The organism is Streptomyces sp. SID14515, assembly GCF_010548505.1.
GTDB classification, from domain to species: Bacteria; Actinomycetota; Actinomycetes; order Streptomycetales; family Streptomycetaceae; genus Streptomyces; species Streptomyces caviscabies.
In genome coordinates, this window is record NZ_JAAGMH010000009.1 from 1 (window position 1) to 19,990 (window position 19,990).

General features: G+C 72.4%; 14 protein-coding genes and 1 pseudogene. 7 read left to right on the top strand and 8 right to left on the bottom strand.

Going from position 1 to position 19,990, the window contains the following annotated elements; translation table 11 throughout:
• Positions 1 to 193: 193 nt before the first annotated feature.
• Together G3I54_RS01575 and G3I54_RS01580 are read right to left on the bottom strand one after the other, a co-directional pair.
• A complete protein-coding gene (locus G3I54_RS01575) occupies positions 194 to 1,564 on the bottom strand; it encodes a phosphomannomutase/phosphoglucomutase (protein WP_164610295.1) in 1,371 nt (456 codons plus the stop codon).
• Between the two features lie 69 nt (positions 1,565 to 1,633).
• Entirely contained in the window at positions 1,634 to 2,011 is a 378-nt protein-coding gene (locus tag G3I54_RS01580) for a DUF3499 domain-containing protein (RefSeq protein WP_030086004.1), read from the bottom strand.
• Between the two features lie 375 nt (positions 2,012 to 2,386).
• Here G3I54_RS01580 and G3I54_RS01585 point away from each other — a divergent pair, with 375 nt between their 5' ends.
• Positions 2,387 to 2,815: a metallopeptidase family protein gene (locus G3I54_RS01585; protein WP_164610297.1), complete on the top strand. Its 429-nt coding sequence runs from the start codon at positions 2,387 to 2,389 to the stop codon at positions 2,813 to 2,815.
• A gap of 86 nt (positions 2,816 to 2,901) precedes the next feature.
• On the opposite strand, the gene G3I54_RS01590 is transcribed toward G3I54_RS01585, so the two are convergent.
• The 3 genes from G3I54_RS01590 to G3I54_RS01600 all read right to left on the bottom strand — a co-directional run bounded on the left by G3I54_RS01590 (position 2,902) and on the right by G3I54_RS01600 (position 9,217).
• Positions 2,902 to 4,440 (bottom strand): DUF5719 family protein, encoded by a 1,539-nt coding sequence (locus G3I54_RS01590; RefSeq protein WP_164610298.1) that lies wholly within the window; start codon positions 4,438 to 4,440, stop codon positions 2,902 to 2,904.
• On the bottom strand, positions 4,437 to 8,366 hold the full coding sequence (locus G3I54_RS01595) for a glycosyltransferase (RefSeq protein ID WP_164610301.1): 3,930 nt from the start codon (positions 8,364 to 8,366) through the stop codon (positions 4,437 to 4,439). Before G3I54_RS01595 ends, G3I54_RS01590 begins: the two co-directional genes overlap by 4 nt.
• 587 nt (positions 8,367 to 8,953) lie before the next feature.
• Positions 8,954 to 9,217, bottom strand: a complete 264-nt coding sequence (locus G3I54_RS01600; protein WP_003968728.1) for a WhiB family transcriptional regulator — start codon at positions 9,215 to 9,217, stop codon at positions 8,954 to 8,956.
• Positions 9,218 to 9,938: 721 nt separating this feature from the next.
• On the opposite strand from G3I54_RS01600, the gene G3I54_RS01605 reads away from it, so the two are divergent.
• Genes G3I54_RS01605 through G3I54_RS01615 form a run of 3 tightly spaced genes read left to right on the top strand, consistent with a single transcriptional unit; the run spans position 9,939 to position 12,785 of the window.
• Positions 9,939 to 10,439 carry a cysteine dioxygenase family protein gene (locus G3I54_RS01605; protein ID WP_164610303.1) on the top strand — a complete coding sequence of 167 codons (501 nt, stop codon included), beginning with the start codon at positions 9,939 to 9,941 and terminating at the stop codon, positions 10,437 to 10,439.
• A 13-nt stretch (positions 10,440 to 10,452) separates the two neighbouring features.
• Positions 10,453 to 11,409, top strand: a complete 957-nt coding sequence (gene cofD, locus G3I54_RS01610) for a 2-phospho-L-lactate transferase (protein WP_164610306.1) — start codon at positions 10,453 to 10,455, stop codon at positions 11,407 to 11,409.
• A 56-nt stretch (positions 11,410 to 11,465) separates the two neighbouring features.
• Positions 11,466 to 12,785 (top strand): coenzyme F420-0:L-glutamate ligase, encoded by a 1,320-nt coding sequence (locus G3I54_RS01615; protein WP_343240245.1) that lies wholly within the window; start codon positions 11,466 to 11,468, stop codon positions 12,783 to 12,785.
• A 256-nt stretch (positions 12,786 to 13,041) separates the two neighbouring features.
• Here G3I54_RS01615 and G3I54_RS01620 read toward each other — a convergent pair whose 3' ends face one another.
• The 3 genes from G3I54_RS01620 to G3I54_RS01630 form a co-directional block, all read right to left on the bottom strand.
• Entirely contained in the window at positions 13,042 to 14,052 is a 1,011-nt protein-coding gene (locus G3I54_RS01620) for a DNA-3-methyladenine glycosylase 2 family protein (RefSeq protein ID WP_164610308.1), read from the bottom strand.
• Between the two features lie 65 nt (positions 14,053 to 14,117).
• Positions 14,118 to 15,209, bottom strand: coding sequence for an NDP-sugar synthase (locus G3I54_RS01625; RefSeq protein ID WP_164610310.1), 1,092 nt, complete (start codon positions 15,207 to 15,209; stop codon positions 14,118 to 14,120).
• Positions 15,210 to 15,289: 80 nt separating this feature from the next.
• The gene (locus tag G3I54_RS01630) at positions 15,290 to 16,792 is read right to left on the bottom strand and encodes a peptidoglycan recognition protein (RefSeq protein ID WP_164610312.1); all 1,503 of its coding nucleotides are present in this window, start codon (positions 16,790 to 16,792) and stop codon (positions 15,290 to 15,292) included.
• Between the two features lie 149 nt (positions 16,793 to 16,941).
• Here G3I54_RS01630 and G3I54_RS01635 point away from each other — a divergent pair, with 149 nt between their 5' ends.
• The 3 genes and pseudogenes from G3I54_RS01635 to G3I54_RS38820 all read left to right on the top strand — a co-directional run.
• A complete protein-coding gene (locus G3I54_RS01635) occupies positions 16,942 to 17,694 on the top strand; it encodes a TIGR03089 family protein (protein ID WP_164610313.1) in 753 nt (250 codons plus the stop codon).
• A gap of 177 nt (positions 17,695 to 17,871) precedes the next feature.
• Positions 17,872 to 19,497, top strand: a complete 1,626-nt coding sequence (locus G3I54_RS01640) for an LCP family protein (protein WP_164610315.1) — start codon at positions 17,872 to 17,874, stop codon at positions 19,495 to 19,497.
• Between the two features lie 224 nt (positions 19,498 to 19,721).
• Positions 19,722 to 19,990: pseudogene (locus G3I54_RS38820) on the top strand (LytR family transcriptional regulator); the annotation flags it as partial.

Below are 19,990 nucleotides of genomic sequence, written 5' to 3' on the forward strand. Positions count from 1 at the left end.
GGGCTCCGCCCCGGACCCCGCTCCTCAAACGCCGGAGGGGCTGGAAAGGGAACTCCGGAGGGGCTGGACGTGCGGCCCCGGAGGCACTGGAAGGTAGACGCCGGAGGGGCTGGAAGGCCAACGCCGGAGGAGCTGGAAAGTAAACCCTGGACGGGTTGGAAGGCGACCCCCGAGGGGCTGATCTGGTGGTCGTTCAGGGGGTGCGGATCAAGGTCAGGACCTCGTCTCGTACCGCCGTCATCGTCTTCTCGTCCCTCGCCTCGACGTTCAGGCGCAGCAGAGGCTCCGTGTTCGAGGCGCGGAGGTTGAACCACCAGTCGGCGGCCGTGACCGTGAGGCCGTCCAGGTCGTCGAAGGTGATGTCGTCGCGGGTGCCGTAGACCGTCCTGACCTTGGTCAGGCTGGCTGTCTGGTCGGCGACGGTGGAGTTGATCTCGCCGGAGCCGCTGTACCGGTCGTACTCCGCCACCAGCTCCGAGAGCGGCTTCTGCTGGCCGCCGAGTGCGGCGAGTACGTGGAGGGCGGCGAGCATGCCCGTATCGGCGTTCCAGAAGTCGCGGAAGTAGTAGTGCGCCGAGTGCTCGCCGCCGAAGATCGCTCCGTGCCGCGCCATCTCCGTCTTGATGAAGGAGTGGCCGACCCGGGTGCGGACCGGGGTGCCGCCGTTCTCGCGGACCACCTCGGGGACGGACCAGGAGGTGATCAGGTTGTGGATGACGATGCCCTCGCCGCCGTTGCGGGCCAGTTCGCGGGCGGCCACCAGGGCCGTGATCGCGGACGGCGAGACGCCCGCACCCCGTTCGTCGACCACGAAGCAGCGGTCCGCGTCGCCGTCGAAGGCGAGGCCCAGGTCGGCGCCCTCGGCGAGCACGCGGGCCTGGAGGTCGACGATGTTCTCGGGGTCGAGGGGGTTGGCCTCGTGGTTGGGGAAGGTGCCGTCCAGGTCGAAGTACATCGGGACCAGGTCCAACGGGAGGCCCTCGAAGACCGTGGGGACCGTGTGGCCTCCCATGCCGTTGCCCGCGTCGACCACGACCTTCAGGGGGCGGATCGCGGTCAGGTCGACCAGGCCGCGGAGGTGGGACGCGTAGTCGCTGAGGGTGTCGCGTTCCGTGATCGTGCCGGGGGTCGTGGCGGCGGCCGGCCTCGGGGCGCCTTCCGACCACTGCTCGACGAGCGTGCGGATCTCCGCCAGGCCGGTGTCCTGGCCGACCGGGGCCGCGCCCGCCCGGCACATCTTGATGCCGTTGTACCGCGCCGGGTTGTGCGAGGCCGTGAACATCGCGCCGGGGAGGTCCAGCGCCCCCGACGCGTAGTACAGCTGGTCAGTCGAGCAGAGGCCGATGAGGGTGACGTCCGCGCCACGGGCCGCCGCGCCGCGCGCGAAGGCGGCGGACAGACCCGGTGAGGTGGGGCGCATGTCGTGGCCGACCACGATCGCGTCGGCGGCCGTGACCTGGACGAACGCGGCTCCGAAGAGTTCGGCCAGCGACTCGTCCCACTGGTCGGGCACCACTCCGCGCACGTCGTACGCCTTCACGAGCTGCGACAGATCAGCAACCACGGCCGGTCCTCCTGGGGTCTTTGCGGACCGCCCAAACTACCCGGCCGGGCGGTGCCCCAAGAGACGGCCTCAGGAGTCCGGGGAGCGCAGCACCCTCAGGTGGCCCCGGCGGGCCACTTCCACCGGGTCCGCGGCGCGCGGGCCCCGGCCTCCGCCGCCCGGGCCGCGGTCCTGCGGGCGGGCGGCCTCGCGAACCGCGTTGGCCAGTGCTTCGAGGTCGTCGCCGCTGGGGTGCGCCGGTGCGGAGCCGTCGGAGAGCCGCACCACTTCCCAGCCCCGTGGCGCGGTAAGCCGCTCACTGTGTTCGGCGCAGAGGTCGTAACAGTGGGGCTCGGCGTAGGTGGCGAGCGGGCCGAGGACCGCAGTCGAATCGGCATAGACGTACGTCAGTGTCGCGACGGCAGGGCGGCCGCACGCGGTGCGCGAACAGCGACGTACAGGGCTCACGATGTTGGACGGTACCGCACTCTTGAGCGGGCTGCGACGACTCCCCCTCGGGTCACCCCACCGTGTCGCCCTGTGACCTGCGGCACAGCGGCGCTTCCGGCGGCTACCCTGACCTGCGCCGGGGCCGGGGCCCAGTGATCGCACGGTGGTCGTGCCGGTCGCGGGCGGGGCGGATCGCGGCCGTGGGCGCGGGGCCGGCGATCGGATGAGGGGCCTGAAAAGGGCTCAACCTTGGCCGAAATGTTCAACTGTGGACATCCGGAAGCGGGGCCGACTCCTCCGCCTCCACCCCCGGGGCAGGGATGCGGTCACCCCCGGTCGGCCGCGTCGTTCACCTGATCGTCACGGTCTCCGGAGCGTTACGCTGCGTCGGTGATGGACAGCTCCGTACCTCCCCACCCGTTCGAGCCGCGGCCCCGGCGCCGTGACCGTCATGGCCGCGGTATGCGTGGGCCGGTCGCGCCACCTCAGGTGCCGCTGTCGGCCAGCCGGGGCGAGACCTTCCGTGATCTGGTCCAGGACTCGGTGGAGCGGCTGGAGCGGCGCTGGCCTCAGCTGGCCGAGGTCGACTTCGTCGTCCTCGATGTGCCCGGCACCCCGGAGGAGGTCGTTCCGCTCGGCAGCGCGGTGGCCGCGGGCAAGGGGCGGCCCGCCCAGATCGTCGTCTACCGGCGGCCCGTCGAGATCCGTACGAAGAGCCGCGACGAGCGCGCCCTGCTCGTGCACGAGGTCGTCGTCGAGCAGGTCGCCGAGCTGCTGGGGCTGGCCCCCGAGTCGGTCGACCCCCGGTACGGGCAGGACTAGCCCTCCCGGGGGCCGACACTGGTTCTTCCTCCCCGGGCGGACCGACACTGGCCCTCCCTCCGGGGGGCCGACAGCGGGACCGGGCCTCAGTCGTCCAGGACCGAGAGGTCCTGGCGGGCCGACGGGACCTTGACCGTGCCGCCGTCGTCGGGGAGCGTCTGCACGGTGAACATCCGGACGCCACCCTCGGTGCGCGCCAGGGTGCGCGACGCGTGGACCGGGCCGCCCGAGGTCGTCTCGACGGTCAGCGCGTAGGCGCCCTTGAGGCCCTCCGGCGCCGTCGGGGTGACGGCGAGGGTCGTGCCGGCCTTGACCGTGTACGTCTCCACGGACGGTTCACCGCCTCCGCTGCCCGCCGACGCGGTGACCTTCACCTTGGCCGTGGCGCCCGGCGCGGTCAGGGACAGCGTGGAGTCCTTGGCCCGGTTGTCCGGGACGCTCGCCCGGGCGCCGACCGGTCCGGTGGCCGGGATGTAGGCGACCTCCTGCTGGTCGCCCTTGCCGCGGACCACGCGCAGCGCAGCTGCGATCGGCGTCGCCCGGTCCTTCTGCACCGGGCTCAGGCGCAGGGAGCCCGGTTCCCCCCGGGTGACGTCCTTGAGGTCGACGGTCGCCGTCATCGAGGACTTGATGTGCAGGGTGGCGTTGCCGGCCGGGGAGAACGTCGCGTTCTTCCCCATGAGCTGGACCTTCACGTCCGCATCGTCCTCGCCGGGCGCGAACGCCACCAGCTGTACGGAGGTGGCGTCGGCCGGGATGCCGGGCAGCACGAGCGTGCCGGAGGGGTCCTCGGACGCGGTGATCCAGTCGCTGCCCGCGCCGTCCTCGGCGCTCATGACGACCGCTCCGATCCGCCCCGATCGGGTGGTGACGTGGGCGGTCAGCTGGTCGACGGCCTCGGGGGTGAGGGTGGACAGCAGGACGGCGACGCTGGAGCGGGCCGGCACGGTGATGCCGTCCCCGACGTCGGACTTGAGCGCGCCCTTGGGGCCGTACAGCTCGATGTCGGCCACGGCGCCGGTGTCGTCGGGGTTGGTGAGGTGGATGTAGTCCTGGCGGGACTTGGCGGTGCTCGCGCCCGGGAACCAGAAGTCCGTGTCAGGGGCGGTGCAGGTGACCCCGAGGAGCCCCCGGGCGCCGCCCGCGGTGACCTCGGTGGTCTGCTGGGCGGCCCAGCCGGGGGCCAGCCGGCCGGTGGCCGTGCCGACGAGGGCCGGGGCTGCGGAGCCGTTCGCCTCGGCGACGACCGGCTTTCCGGGCTCCTTCACGGCGAGGACCGGCTTGTCGGCCTTCTCCTTCGCCTTCTTCGCGGCTTCCTCGGCCTTCTTGACCTTCTTCGGGTCGGTCTCGTCCTCGTCGTCCACGACCGGCAGCGCCGGCTTCAGCTCGGCGGCGCCCTTGGCTTCGCCGCCCTCGCCCGCCGGGGTGAAGGCGGTGTACTGCGTCTCCGCCAGTTCGGAGTTGCTGGGCGCCGGGCAGACCAGGCTGGAGCGTTCGACCGGCAGCAGCGTGGCGGACTTCGCCCCGGTGTCCGTCGGGGCGCCGGGCGCGGTGACCGTGGCGAATCCGGTGATGGCGGCCAGGACGGCGGCGCCCGCGATCAGGGACAGGTGGGTGGACTTCACTCGGACTCGCCTCGCGATGCGTTACCGGTCTGCCACGGGGCCTGACCCGGGGCCGGAGGGTCGGTGTGTTCGCCGTTCTCGGTGGGGTGCTGGGCGGGGTCGGCGTACTGGGGCTGCTGAGGCTGCTGGTACTGCCCGCCGGTGTACTGGCCGTACTCGTCGTACGCGCCAGGGTCGCCGTACGCGCCTTGGCCGTCGTACGTGCCCTGGCTGTCGTACGTGCCCTGCTCGCTGTACTGCTGCGTGTAGGGGTCCTGGACGGCGTAGCCGCCGCTCTGGTCGCCGTAGCCCTGGTAGCCGGTGTTCTGCTGATGCTCCGGCTGCTGCTGTTGCTGTTGCTGTTGCTGTTGCTGTTGCTGTTGCTGTTGGGCGTACGGGTCCGGCTGGTACGCCGCGTAGTAGTCGGCGCCCGGCTGCTGCCGCCCGTCCCACTGCGCGTACTCGTCGTACTGCTGCTGCGGGACCGCCGCGTAGCCGCCGGTGGCCTCCTGCGGGTCGTGCGCCGGGGCGTTCTCGGCGTACGGGTCGGCGGACTGCTGCGCGGGGATGTACTCCCCCGCGTCGGGCAGGTCTGCGTCTCCGGCGTTCGCGGCGTTCCCGGTACTCCCGGCGTTCGCGGCGTTACCGGCTTCCTCGGCGGCGGCCGCCGCCTCGGCCTGGGCCGCGGCGCGCAGCCTGCGGGCGCGGCGGCCCTCGCCGTCGACCGGCTCGGCGGCGACGGCGAGCGCCTCCTCGGGCAGGTCGTCGTCGATCTCCCGGCGGCGGCCCGGCAGGGCCATGACCACCAGGACCACGAGGAGCGCGGCCTGCGCCCAGATCCACGCGGTGTGGGTGATCGGGGCGTCGTGGGTGAGGTCCAGGCGGCCGCCGTTCGCGGGCAGTTCGAAGCCCTGGGCCCAGCCGTCGACGGTCTTGTGCGGCAGCGGCTTGCCGTCCAGCGTGGCCGTCCAGCCCGGGTCGGCGGCGTCCGCGATCCGCAGGACGCGGCCCGCCTCACCGGCCGGGATCTCGGAGTGGGCCTCGACGGCGGCCGAGCCGACCGGAAGGTGCTCGCCCTCGCCGGACGCCGGGGTGATCATGACGCGGGCGACCTGGCGGTCCACCCGCCACAAGGCGCTGCCGTCGAGCTGGCTGAGGCGGCTGAGGCCGGGCGTCGAGTCGAGGACCCGGCTCATCTCGCGCGGCGCTCCGTCCCGGACGAGGACGTAACGGATCGCGAAGCCGCTGAGCTGGCCGCCCTGGTCGGCGCCGGAGCCGGCGACGAGGTTGGCGACGACCTTGTCGAGGTGGCTGTTGTCGCCGACCGCCTCGGTGAGCTCGCCGTCGCCGAGGCGCGCGCCCGAGCCGCGGACCAGGCTGTACGCCACGGAGTCGGGCGAGGTGCCGCCGAGGACGAGGGTGCGGGGCTGGTCGCGGGTGGTGCTCTCCTCCGCCACGAAGGCGGGCACCTGGACGGGGTCGCGTCGTTCCAGCGGGCCGTCCGCGCCGCCGATCATCCAGCCGGCCGCGGCCAGGACCGGGGCCAGCCCGGCGGCCAGCGCGATCAGGGCGGCGACGGGCTGGCGCCAGCCGAAGCTCTGCTCGGCGACCCGGATGCGGGCGCCGTCAGCGCCCACCAGGGCGGCGGCGATCAGGGCGGTGCCGTAGACGAGGGTGGCGGGTCCGGCCCAGGTGGATCCGTTGGCGACGGCGGCGAAGAGGAAGCCGACGAGCGCGACCGCCCAGGCGGTGCGGACGGCGAACTGCCGCTCCTCGCGCAGCAGGGCGGCGAGCGCGGCCAGCACGATGCCGAGGAGCAGGATGCCGCCCGCCGCACCGGGGCCGCCGGGGCTGATGCCGAGCAGGTCGAGACCCGAGGCCTCTCCCGTACCGATGTCCAGGCCCGCTTCGGTCAGGAGCGCGGACGGGTTCGTCAGGAGGCTCAGCGACCAGGGGGCGAGGACCAGCACCGGGGTGCCGACGGCGGCGACGAAGCGGAGCCCGTACGCCGTGATGTCGCCGCGTCGCAGCACGAGCACGCCGAGGCCGAGGACCACGGCGAGCGGCCAGACGATCGGGGTGAACGCCATGGTGACGGTCAGCAGCAGCGTGTACGCCCAGGTGGCGCGCCAGCTGCCGCGCTCGCCCGCCGCGCTGTCCGCGCGCAGCCCGTGGGCGGCGACGCCCGCGCGGGCGATCAGCGGAAGCAGGACGAGGAGGACGGCGGTGCCGAGGCGGCCGGTGGCCAGGGCGCCGGTCGCGGCGGGCAGGAAGGCGTACGCGACGCTCGCCCAGGCCCGCAGCAGCCGGGAGGGGAGCAGCGGGCGGGAGGCGAAGTAGGCGGTGAGCCCGGCCAGCGGGATCGAGCAGACCAGCAGCACGCTGACGGCGAGGCCGGTCGAGCCGAGGAAGAGGGCCGACAGGGCGGCGAGCAGACCGAGGTAGGGCGGGGCGGTCTGGGTGCCGCCGGTGCCGACGGTGTGCCAGGCGTCCGCGTACCGGTCCCAGAGCGCGCCGGCCTCGGCGGGGGCGGGCAGCAGCGCGCCGCCCGCCAGTGCGCCGCCGCTGAGCAGGTTGCGGCAGGCGACGAGGGAGACGACGAGGAGCAGCGCGAAGAGGACGGGGCCCGGTTTGCGGCCGATGCGCTTGAGGCGGGCGAACTGGTCGACTTCGAGGAAGTCGGCGTCGTCGCCGCCCGGCCCGGATTCGACGGCCCCGTGCCGCGAACCGCCCGCGTCGGCGTCCGTACGGCCGCCGAAGTTGCCCGCGACCTGGTCGACGGTGGCCCGGACGGTCGCGCCGGGCGGCGGGAATAGGGCGCGCAGCTCGGCGGCGTCGACGACGCCCTTTCCGCGGTTGCGGCGGGCGGCGAGGATGCGGCCGGGGCGCAGCAGGGTGCCCAGCAGGCCGGTGACCTCGTCGAGCGCCTGGCCCGGCACCTTGCCGACGAGGTAGGCGAGGGTACGGAGCAGGGTGCCGACGACGAGCCGGAGCAGGACCCAGGGCAGGGCCTTGCCGCGGGCGTTGACGAGCATCGTGTAGACCGCGCCCGCCTTGTCGACGCGGTGCGGGCTGGCGACCGAGCGGCCTGCGCAGTCGATGGGGCGGCGTTCGCGGGCGGAGGCCTCGGCGTGCCGCAGGACGGCGTCCGGGGCGACGAGGACCCGGTGTCCGGCGAGGTGGGCGCGCCAGCACAGGTCGACGTCGTCGCGCATCAGCGGGAGCCTGCGGTCGAAGCCGCCGAGCTCCTCGTAGACGTCGCGGCGGATGAGCATGCCCGCGGAGGAGACGGACAGGACGGTACGGACCTGGTCGTGCTGGCCCTGGTCCTGCTCGCGGCGGTCCAGGCCCGTCCAGCGGCGGCCGCTGTTGGCGATGGAGACGCCGACTTCCAGGAGCTGCTTGCGGTCGTACCAGCCGCGCAGCTTGGGTCCGACGATCGTGGCGTGCCGGTCGGTGTCGACGACGCGCAGCATCTCGGCGAGCGCGTCCGGCTCGGGTGCGCAGTCGTCGTGCAGCAGCCAGAGCCACTGGACGGGTTCGCCGTGCGGCAGCTCGGGGAGGTCGTAGTTCTCGTCGACCCAGGTGCGGGTCTCCGGGTCCCAGCCGCTGGGGCGCTTGAGGTAGGGCAGGTCGTCCGGGGTCAGGATCCCGGCCGTGCGGGCCGCCTCGTCGACGGCCGTGCCGAAGCTCGTACGGCGTGCGAGGTGCAGGACGCGTTCGTCGCCGAGCGCCTCGGTGACCAGCCGGGCCGAGTCGTCGGCGCTGCCGGTGTCGGCGGCGACGACGTTCTGTACGGGGCGTTCCTGCCCGAGCAGCCCGGCCAGCACGTCGGGCAGCCAGCGGGCGCCGTCGTGGGAGACGAGCACGGCGGTGACGACGTGCCGGGGGAACTCTGGGGCGGCGGCGGCCGCGTTCGGCGCCGCCGAGTGGCTGTGCACGGACATCGAGGTACGGGCCCTCCGGCCGGGTCCGGGGGCGTATCCCCGGGGGCTGCATCGGTGTACACGCGCGCCCCGGCGGGGCGTTGGCGCGTCTCGGACGGGGCCCCACACTAACGGTACGGACAGGTGGCGGAGGTCCGAGCGGGTGAAGCGACCTGGGAGCGACCGGGGGCGGACCTGCCGACGGCCCGTCGGCCGGGCCCTGAGGAAGGGGTCGGCGGACGGGCCGTCGGGGGGATGTTCGGGTGCTCGGGTGTTGGGTGTCCCGGATGCCCCGAGGTACTCGAAGGCTGTGGGGTGGCGGGAAGCCGGGGGTGGGGGAAGCGGGCCCGTGCGAGGGGCGGCTCCGGACGGAAGCGCGGAGGCGGGAGTGGGGGTGGGGGTGGGGGTGGGGGTGGGGGTGGAAGGTCCGTGGGCCTGCGGGCGCTCCGCGGTTCGGGGGTGGAGCGGCCCGTGACGGTCCGGACTGCGGCCGGGCCTGGTCGGGGAGGTTCGGGGAGGGTTCGGGATGCGCCCTGCGATCGGGGTCCGGGGGCCGGGATCCGGTGGCCGACGGCCTTCGGCCTGCGCGTCCGGTGGTGGTGCGTACGTCAGATGGCGGCCTTCTTGAGGCGTCGCCGCTCCCGCTCGGAGAGCCCGCCCCAGATGCCGAAGCGTTCGTCGTTGGAGAGGGCGTACTCAAGGCATTCCGAGCGCACCTCGCAGGCGAGGCAGACCTTCTTGGCCTCGCGGGTGGATCCGCCCTTTTCGGGAAAGAAGGACTCGGGATCGGTCTGGGCGCACAGTGCGCGCTCCTGCCAGCCGAGTTCCTCGTCCGCGTCCTCGACCAGCAGTTGCTGGAACAGCTCGGTCATGTGCGCCCCTCGTCTGTCTCTTGCGTCCCGTGATGCAGCCGTTTGCGGCTGAACGACACGAGTGAAATTACAAGTGTGTAGCTCCAGGCCAGTCAAGCGAGGATCTGCTATTGGCCCAGGGATTCACTCTGCGGAACCAAGCGTATGCGGAAAGTGTTCAAATCAGCAAAAACCTGACATATGCCACAGGCTCCACAACCCCACGCCCTCCCATGAGAGAGACGAGTGGAGACGCCCTTGTGTTGCGATTCGATCACCGAAGCGATCAAGATCACAGTCAGGTCACGGAGCGTCAGCCGCGTTTGAGGGCGCGGATGATGCGCCACATGTCCCTGCTCACGGCTGCATAAACCTTTCTCCGAATCCGGCGACCGGAAGGAGTGAAACATTGCCCCCATATCGGGCATTGGGTTGACAGCGGACGGCCGAGCCGGTCTCCTTGACTTCATGCCAGCGACCGCAGCCATGCACGTCACCCACGTCCGTGGGTTCCGTAGCGCTGTCCAGGCCCGCTGTTGCTGTTCCAGCTGTCACAGCTGTTGATGCCGTAGCGCTCCAGCTCTGATCCAGCCTCTCCGGTCGAGCGTGCTTCTTCCTTCGCTTGTTTCGCTCCTCCCCTGCATTGCCGCAGTCCCGCACTTCCCGCAGCTCCTTCCGGGCTGCCGACGCTCACCGCGACTCCCCGCACGTGCACCCCCCATGCCGAGGAACCACCGCAGCCATGAACAGCGACAGCGACCTTCAGATCGCCGGCGACATCCTTGAGGTCCAGCACCTCCTGCAGCCCGCCCGCGAGCACCCCTCCACCGTCTCCGAATTCGTCGGCCTCGCGCGCTCCATCGCGACCGACCGCGCGCAGTGGGCCGGAATCGTCCAGTACGACTCCGCCTCCCGCTGGTACCACCGCCTGCACCAGGGCCCCGGCTACGAGGTGTGGCTGCTCAGCTGGGTGCCCGGGCAGGGCAGCGGACGACACGACCACGGCCTCTCCGCCGGCGTACTGACGGTCCTGGAAGGCGAGTTGACCGAGCACACGGAGAGCGGGACGCGGTCCCTCGGCGCGGGCGCACAGCGTGCCTTCGCCCCGGGGTACGTCCACGAAGTGGTCAACGACTCGCTCGAACCGGCCGTCAGTCTGCACGTCTACTACCCGGGACTGACCGAGATGCCGATGCACGCCACGCAAAGCGCCCCGACGGCCGTGGACGTCGTACCCGCCTGACAAACTGCTGTGCATGCGCATTGTTGTTCTGGCCGGTGGTATCGGCGGTGCCCGCTTTCTGCGCGGCCTCAAGCAGGCCGCGCCCGACGCGGACATCACGGTGATCGGCAACACGGGTGATGACATCCATCTGTTCGGGCTGAAGGTCTGTCCCGACCTCGACACCGTGATGTACACCCTCGGCGGTGGCATCAACGAGGAGCAGGGCTGGGGGCGTACCGACGAGACCTTCCAGGTCAAGGAGGAGCTCGCGGCGTACGGCGTGGGGCCCGGGTGGTTCGGGCTCGGCGACCGTGACTTCGCGACCCATATCGTCCGTACGCAGATGCTGGGCGCCGGCTATCCGCTGAGCGCGGTCACCGAGGCGCTCTGCGCCCGCTGGCAGCCCGGTGTGCGGCTGCTCCCCATGTCCGACGACCGGGTCGAGACGCATGTCGCCGTCGAGATGGACGGCGAGAGCAAGGCGATCCACTTCCAGGAGTACTGGGTGAAGCTGCGCGCCTCCGTCGAGGCGCAGGCGATCGTGCCGGTCGGGGCGGAGCAGGCCAAGCCGGCTCCGGGGGTGCTGGAGGCCATCGGTTCCGCCGACGTCATCGTCTTCCCGCCGTCGAACCCGGTGGTCTCCATCGGCACGATCCTCGCCGTGCCCGGGATCCGCGAGGCCATCGCCGAGGCCGGGGTGCCGGTGGTCGGCCTCTCCCCCATCGTCGGGGACGCGCCCGTGCGCGGGATGGCGGACAAGGTGCTCGCGGCGGTGGGCGTCGAGTCGACGGCCGCCGCCGTGGCCCAGCACTACGGGTCGGGGCTGCTGGACGGGTGGCTGGTGGACACGGTGGACGCGGGTGCGGTCGGTGACGTCGAGGCGGCGGGGATCCGCTGCCGGGCGGTGCCGCTGATGATGACGGACGTGGACACGACCGCCGAGATGGCCCGGCAGGCGCTGGATCTGGCCGAGGAGGTCAGGGCGTGAGTGGTTCCTCCCATGGTGATGGCGATGTAAGCGGTTCCTCGCACGGCGATGGCGATGTGAGCGGGTCTTCCCGTGCGCCTTCCTTTCGGGTGTGGGCGCTGGGCGGGATTCCCGAGGTGCGGGCCGGTGACGATCTCGCCAAGCTGATCGCCGCGACCTCGCCGGGGCTGGTCGACGGGGACGTTCTGCTGGTCACCTCGAAGATCGTCTCCAAGGCGGAGGGCCGGATCGTCGAGGCCGCCGACCGGGAGGCGGCGATCGACGCGGAGACCGTGCGGGTGGTGGCCCGGCGCGGGCCGCTGCGGATCGTGGAGAACCGGCAGGGCCTGGTCATGGCCGCCGCCGGGGTAGACGCCTCGAACACACCGGCCGGGACCGTGCTGCTGCTGCCCGAGGACCCCGACGCCTCCGCGCGGGCCGTCCGGGACGGGCTGCGGGACGCCCTCGGCGTCGATGTCGGCGTCGTCGTCACGGACACCTTCGGGCGGCCCTGGCGCAACGGGCTGACCGATGTCGCGATCGGGGCGGCCGGGGTGCGGGTGCTGGACGATCTGCGCGGCGGGACGGACGCGCACGGCAATCCGCTCAGCGCCACGGTCGTGGCCACGGCGGACGAGCTGGCCGCGGCCGGGGATCTGGTCAAGGGCAAGGCGGAGGGGCTGCCGGTGGCCGTGGTGCGGGGGCTGTCGCACGTGGTCTCCTCCGCCGACGCGGACAGCCCGGGCGCGCGTGCGCTCGTACGGAGTGCGGCCGATGACATGTTCCGGCTCGGGACGTCCGAGGCGGTCCGTGAGGCGGTGACGCTGCGGCGTACGGTGCGCGAGTTCAGCGATGAGCCGGTGGATCCGGGGGCCGTGCGGCGGGCCGTCGCCGCTGCCGTCACCGCTCCCGCGCCTCACCACACGACGCCGTGGCGGTTCGTGCTGCTGGAGTCTCCCGAGTCGCGGACGCGGCTGCTCGATGCGATGCGGGACGCCTGGGTCGAGGACCTGCGGCGGGACGGCCGGAGCGAGGAGTCGATCGCCAAGCGGGTACGGCGCGGCGATGTGCTGCGCAACGCGCCGTATCTGGTGGTGCCGTGCCTGGTGATGGACGGCTCCCATACGTACGGGGACGAGCGCCGCGACACGGCGGAGCGCGAGATGTTCGTGGTCGCGGCCGGGGCGGGCGTGCAGAACTTCCTGGTGGCGTTGGCCGGTGAGCGGCTGGGGTCGGCCTGGGTGTCCTCGACGATGTTCTGCCGGCCGGTGGTGCGGGAGGTGCTGGCGCTGCCTTCCTCGTGGGATCCGTTGGGGGCGGTGGCTGTGGGGCATGCGGTGGGGGTGGCTCGGGAGCGGGGGCGTCGGGATGTGGAGGCGTTTCTCACCGTGCGGTGAGGTGGGGCGGGGCGGTGGGGGCCGCTGCGCGGGGCCTTTCCCCTACCCGCCCCTTCCCGAAACCGGGGCGCTGCCCCGGGCCCCGGTTGTCCTCAAGCGCCGGACGGGCTGGATTCGGGGCGCTGTCCCGGGCGCCGCTCTTGTCCTCAAGCGCCGGACGGGCTGAAGTTCGGGGCTCTGCCCCGTACCCCGCTCCTCAAGCGCCGGAGGGGCTGAAAGATGGCTGAGGTGTGCCGGAAGAGCTGAAGGCGTCGGGCTACAGGTTCACGATGTTGCCCGGGGTCATCCTCGGGGCTCTGCGGGGCGGGGTGTGGCCCGAGAGCAGGATCAGGCGGGTCGCTCGGTGGCGCTGGCCCTCGTACGGGGTCAGCAGGGTCAGCATCTCCTCGTCGTCCGCGGCGCGGTTGTCCGCCAGTGCGTGGCCCACGATGCCCGGGAGGTGCAGGTCGCCGACCGTGACCGCGTCCGCCGCGCCGTTCGAGCGTTGGAGGGTCTCGGTCGAGGTCCAGGGGCCGATGCCGGGGATCAGTTGCAGGCGGGCCAGTGCCTCGGGGAGGTTCATCGTCGCCGCCTCCTCCAGCCGGCGGGCCACCCGTACCGCTCGCAGGATCGTCGACGAGCGCTTGGCGTCGACGTTCGCCCTGTGCCATTCCCAGGACGGGATCATCGCCCAGCCGCGCGGGTCCGGCATGACGTGCAGGCCCAGGTCCGCCGTGGGGCCCGGGGCCGGGGTGCCGAAGCGGCGGACCAGGTGGCGCCATGCTCGGTACGCCTCGTCCGTGGTGACCTTCTGCTCCAGGATCGACGGGATCAGCGACTCCATGACCAGGCCCGTACGCAGCAGGCGCAGGCCCGGGCGGCGGTGCCGGGTCAGGGCCAGCAGGCGGTGACGCGGGACGAACGCGTCCGGGTCGTCCTCCGCGCCCAGGAGTGCGGGCAGCCCGGCCAGCAGCCAGTCCGCTCCGGGGCCCCAGGCGGCCGCCGTGACCCGGTCGCCTCGTGCGGCGATCCGTAGCGTGCCGGGGCCCTCGGGCGTGCGGGTGGCCCGCCAGAACGTGCCGTCCGCGGTCATCCGGAACGTGGGGTCGGCCGGGCCTCGGCGCAGTGGGCCGAGGACCAGGCGCAGGTCCAGCGGGCCGGGCGGGGTCCACTCCCTGGTCAGCGGCGGTCCGTCGGACGAGGAGAGCGGAGCCGCCTTGCCGAGCGGAGCGGCGGCCTGGTGCGGCAGCGCCGCTCGCGCGGTACGGGGGGCGAATCGTCCTGCCACGGGGCCTCGGTGCTCTCGTGCTCTCGGTGCTCTTTGTGTGGTCTCTTGAGGGTACGGGTGCGGTCCTACTGGTCCGAGGAGAAGCGGACCGAGGCGTCCGGCAGGATCGCGTCGCACCAGATCCTGACCCCGTCGCGCAGTTCGTTGTCCGCGCCCACCTGCGCCCCGTCGCCGATCACCGCGCCCGCCAGGACGGTACGGCTGCCGACCCTCGCGCCCGCCCCGACCAGGGAGTCCGTGATGACCGCGCTCGGCTCGACGATCGCGCCTGCCAGGATCGTCGAGCCCTCTATTCTCGCGCCCGCGCCGATCACCGCGTCGGCGCCGACCACCGTACCGCCGGTGAGCTTGGCGTCCGGGGCCACGGAAGCCGTCGGCAGGACCAGGCGGTCGCCGCACCGGCCCGGGACCGCCGGGGACGGGGCGCGGCCGAGGACGAGGTCGGCGGAGCCGCGGACGAAGGCCCCCGGGGTGCCGAGGTCCAGCCAGTACGTGGAGTCGACCATGCCCTGGAGATGGGCACCGGAGGCGAGGAGGCCGGGGAAGGTCTCGCGTTCCACCGAGACCGGGCGGCCCTCGGGGATCGTGTCGATGACCGAGCGGCGGAAGATGTACGCCCCGGCGTTGATCTGGTCGGTGACGATCTCCTCCGGCGTCTGCGGCTTCTCCAGGAACGCCGTGACCCGGCCCGTCGCGTCGGTCGGCACGAGGCCGAAGGCGCGCGGGTCCTCGACCCGGGTCAGGTGGAGCGAGACGTCCGCCCCGGAGTCGGTGTGCGAGGTGACCAGGGCCCGGATGTCGAGCCCGGTCAGGATGTCGCCGTTGAAGATCAGGACCGGTTCGTCCGGCCCCGAGGTCAGCTTCGGCGCGACGTTGCGGATGGCTCCGCCGGTGCCGAGCGGTTCCTGCTCGGTGACGTACTCGATGTGCAGGCCGAGCGAGGAACCGTCGCCGAAGTACGGCTCGAAGACCTCCGCCAGGTAGGACGTGGCGAGCACGATGTGCTCCACCCCGGCCGCCCTGGCCCGCGCCAGCTGGTGGGTGAGGAACGGCACCCCCGCCGCCGGGACCATCGGCTTGGGGGTGTTCACCGTGAGCGGGCGCAGCCGGGTGCCTTTGCCACCGACCAGGAGGATCGCTTCTTTTGCCTCTGTCACAGCACCGTCTCTGCTTTCCTGCTGGGGCCTGGCCTGGATGTGGCTGGCCAGTCTAAGCAGACCGGTCGGATATGCCCCGGTCAGCGGCCCTGCAGTTTGGCGGAGCTGGTCCGGGCCGTGCCGAGCTTCTTGTAAAGACGCGCTCCGGGACATTCGGTTGCGAAGCCGTCCCGATGACCCGAGATGACGTTCATCTTGACCTTCACGCCCGCCTTGTACTTGTTGCTCCCGCCTGAGGTGAGAGTGACCTTGCCCTTGGGGTTGGCGCCGAACAGGCCGAGCTTCCAGGCGGTGAGCTTGGAGACGGCGGTCACCGCGGCGGCGGGCGGGTTGGTGGAGGAGTAGGAGCCGAGGACCGCGATGCCCATGGTGTTGGTGTTGAAGCCCAGGGTGTGCGCTCCGAGGACGGCCTTGGTGACACCGCCGGCCCGGCCCTCGTAGATGTTTCCGCACTTGTCGACGGCGAAGTTGTAGCCGAAGTCCCGCCAGCCGCTGCTCTTGACGTGGTAGCGGTAGATGGAGCGGAGCACCGAGGGCGCCTGCTTGCAGGTGTAGTTGTTCCCGGTCGCGCTGTGGTGCACGAAGGCCGCCTTGACGGTCTTGGTGTACGCGAACTGGCGCTCGCGGAGCTTCTCGTCCGCGCCCCAGCCCTTACGGGTGACGATCTTCGGGCGGGGTCCGATGTACGGCTTCGCCCCGGCGGCGACGTTCGCCGCCTCCTCCGTCTCCGCCTTGGTCAGCGCGGGGATGACGGACGCGCCGAGCGGTGCCAGCTCCGCGTTGACGGCCGAGGCCGCCTCGGCCTCGGCGGTGAGCACCTCCGGCACGACCGTCGTCGTGGGCGGGGCCGGGTTGACGGCGAACGTCGCCGGGGTGGCGGACCGGCCTACGGGGGCGGCGCGGCCCGCGGGAACGGCGTCGGTGGCCGCGGCCTCGGCGTCGGCGGGGTCCGGCTCGGGGTCCGCGCCGGGGTCGACGAGTTCGAGGCGCAGACCTTCGGGGAGCGCTGCGGCGGCGGCCCGGTGCTGCGGATCGGCCGCCTCCGGACGTACGCGTACCTCCACGCCGTCCGAGTCGCCGACCCAGAGCGGGGCGGTCGCCCCGCGCACGGCGCCGGAGGCCCGCTCGGCGCTGCCGAGGTCGGCGGCGTGTTCGGCGTTGTGGGTCTCGACGTCCTGCCAGCCCGACCAGCTCTCGCCGCCGGTCGCCCGGGTGCGGACCTGGACCGTGCCGTGCAGTTCGGCCTCGGCGTCGTCCCAGACCACGCCCACCAGGGAGAACGGTCGGGCGTCGCGCTGGGCCAGGCCCTGGCCGGCCGCCGCGCCCGCGACCCGGTCGGACGGGGCGGCGAGGGGCTCCAGGGGCAGGGACTGCGTCGAACCGGCGAGCTCGGCCGCTCGCGAGGAGGCCGTCTCGGCCCGTGCCGACGACGGCGGGCCGGAGCCCGGTGATTCAGGGGACAGGGAAGGGGGCCGGGCCGAGGCGGAGAGCGGGGCCGGGGCGGACAGGGCGGGGGCGGCGAGCGGCAGAGTGAGGGCCGCCGCGCAGGTGACGCCGACTGAGGTGACCAATAGTGCACGCATACGCACGATCGTGGTCATACAGTCATGACTCCGGCTACCCGGGCATCGGCCTCGCCTTGACGCACCGTCTGCCGGGCCGTCTGCCGAACCGGTGGACGTGACACCCGTTCAGCCCGCCCCGCACAGCGCCCCCGCGTACGCTTGCGCGGATGAACTCCAGCGACCGCACCCCTGCCGACCTGCTGCGATCCGCCCTTGCCGCGGACCCGGCCCGCCCCCTGGTCACCTTCTACGACGACGCCACCGGAGAACGCGTCGAACTGTCGGTGGCCACCTTCGCCAATTGGGTGGCCAAGACCGCCAACCTGCTCCAGGGCGACCTCGCCGCGGAGCCCGGCGACCGGCTCGCCCTGCTGCTCCCCGCGCACTGGCAGTCCGCGGTCTGGCTGCTGGCCTGCTCCTCCGTCGGGGTCGTCGCCGACGTCCAGGGCGACCCGGCCGCCGCCGATCTCGTCGTGACCGGCCCGGACACCCTGGAGCGGGCGCGGGCCTGCCGGGGTGAGCGGGTCGCCCTCGCCCTGCGTCCGCTGGGTGGCCGGTTCCCGCAGGCTCCGGAGGGGTTCTCGGACTACGCGGTGGAGGTGCCGAGCCAGGGCGACCGCTTCGCGCCCTTCGCCCCGGTGGACGCCGACGCTCCCGCGCTGGCCGTCGGCGGGGTGGAGCTGACGGGCGCGCAGCTCGTCGCCAAGGCCCGCGAGGACGCCGACGCCCTCGGGCTCGTACCGGGATCCCGGCTGCTCACCGGGCGTACGTACGACACCTGGGACGGGCTGAGCGCCGGGCTCTTCGCGCCCCTGGCGGCCGGCGGGTCCGTGGTGCTGTGCCGCCATCTCGGACAGCTCGACGCGGACGGCCTGGCCAAGCGGACCGAGAGCGAGCGGGTCACCAACACCGCGGTATGACAAGCGCCCTGAGGTCCACTCGTCCGGCCCACAGCGGGCCGAGTCCTCGGTACTCAGCAGCGGAGCGGGTAGATGATCGGGCGGTACAGACCACTCTCCTGGACGTGCACAACCAAGCGCGAGTTTCAGCCGTCTACTCCTGCGACCGGCGGCTCCTCGCGCCGCCGAACGTGAAGGATGGACGCAGACGTGACCGACAGTGCTGGCCCGCCGTCCGACCCGGACCACCCGGCCGGGGACAAGCCGCAGGGCAGGTCGCAGGAACAGTCCGGTCCCGAGGGCCCCACCCCCGGGACCGGAGCCGCCGAGAACGAAGCACCTGAGGGCCAGGCCCCTGCGGACGAGGCGCCCGAGGCCTCGGCGGCCTCCGATCCGGAGAAGCCCGAACAGGCCGAGGAGCCGGAGAAGCCCGAGGAGCCCAAGGAGCCTGTGAAGCCTGAGAAGGCCGAGCAGGACGGGAATGCCGAGCAGGCCGGGAAACCCGAACATGCCCAGCAAGCCGAAAGCTCCGCGAAGAGCGAAAACGGCGACGACAGTGACAGCGGCAGCGGCAGCGGCGACGACAGTGACAGCGGCAGCGGCAGCGGCGACGACAGCGGCAGCGGCAGCGGCGACAGTGACGGCGATCAGACCTGGGCCGATCAGCCCAAGGCCGGCATCGTCGCCGCGCGCAAGAGCCACTGGCTGCGCTGGACCGCGCTCGCCGCCGCGTTCCTCGTACTGGTCGCCGCAGGAGCCGGCTGGTGGCTCTACAAGAAGCTCGACGGGAACATCACCACCGACACGAGCGCCGCCGCCGAGCTCAAGGCGTACGAGAAGGAACGGCCGACACCGGTCGTCATGGACGCCCAGAACATCCTGCTCATCGGGTCCGACAGCCGGGCCGGTGACAACCGTAAGTACGGCCGGGACGACGGCGGCAGCCAGCGCTCCGACACCACGATCCTGCTGCACCTCGCGGCGGACCGGAAGAGCGCGACGGCCGTATCCCTCCCCCGTGACCTGATGGTGGAGATCCCCAGCTGCCGCACCGCCGACGACAAGGAGACGCGGGAGCAGTTCGCGCAGTTCAACTCGGCGTTCGAACTCGGCGGCACCGCCTGCACGATCCGCACCGTGGAGAAGATGACCGGCATCCGCATCGATCACCACATGGTGGTCGACTTCAACGGCTTCAAGGACATGGTCGACGCCGTGGACGGGGTCGAGATCTGTCTCAAGGAGCCGATCGACGACAAGGACGCGCACCTGGAGCTGCCGGCCGGCCGGCAGACGCTGAACGGCGAGGAGGCGCTCGGCTACGTACGGGCGCGCAAGACCCTCGGCAACGGCAGCGACACCGAACGGATGGAGCGCCAGCAGCAGTTCCTGGGCGCCCTGGTCAACAAGATGCAGAGCAACGGCGTTCTGCTCAACCCGACCCGGCTCTACCCGGTGCTGGACGCGGCGACCAAGTCGCTGACCACGGACCCGGGGCTGGACTCGCTGCGCGACCTGTACGACCTGGTGCGCGGGATGCGCAACGTACCGACCGAGCAGGTGCAGTTCCTGACCGTGCCCCGGCAGCCGTACCGCAACAACATCAACCGGGACGAACTCGTCGAACCGGACGCGGGCGAGCTGTTCAAGCAACTCCGCGAGGACCGGCCCGTCGCCGTGGTCCCGGCCGACGAACTGGAGGAAGCGCAGCAGGACCAGGAAAGGGAGCGGGACGGAAAGCCGGACGACGCCGGCACCGAAAGTCCGACGCCCACACCCACCTATTCGGGTTCGAGTGCGGCGGACGACCTGTGCAAGCAGTAAAGCAATTGCCAAGACAGCGAACACAATCGACGCGTAATGGGAAGTATGCCCGGTTGTAAGGGGCGTGGAATGTGTCACGCACGTCGCTCGACGCGGAATCGGCCGGATAGTGTGACGCGATCCGGTGCTTCCGGCCGTCAGGTCGTGCACTGCTGGAGCGAAGGAACGAGCGCCTTGCCGGGGGAGGGCGCCTCGCGTGGCACCGACGGAGGACGCAGGCAACCGTGGACGCGCACAGTCGTGGACGGGCGGACGATATCGACCCCGCCGACCAGTGGGTACTCAACCCGAACACCGGCAATTACGAACTGCGACTGGATCACTCCGCTGGGGAGTCGAGCAGCCCTTCGCGTACGGCCACGGCCGAGGGCACGGGCCGCCGCAGCAGTACCCGGACCGGCTCGTCCCGTGAGGGTTCCGGGCGCCGGGGGGCGCGGGAGGGCGGCGCCGACGGGCCGCGCCGCGAGGTGCCGGGCCAGCGCAGCCGCCGCAG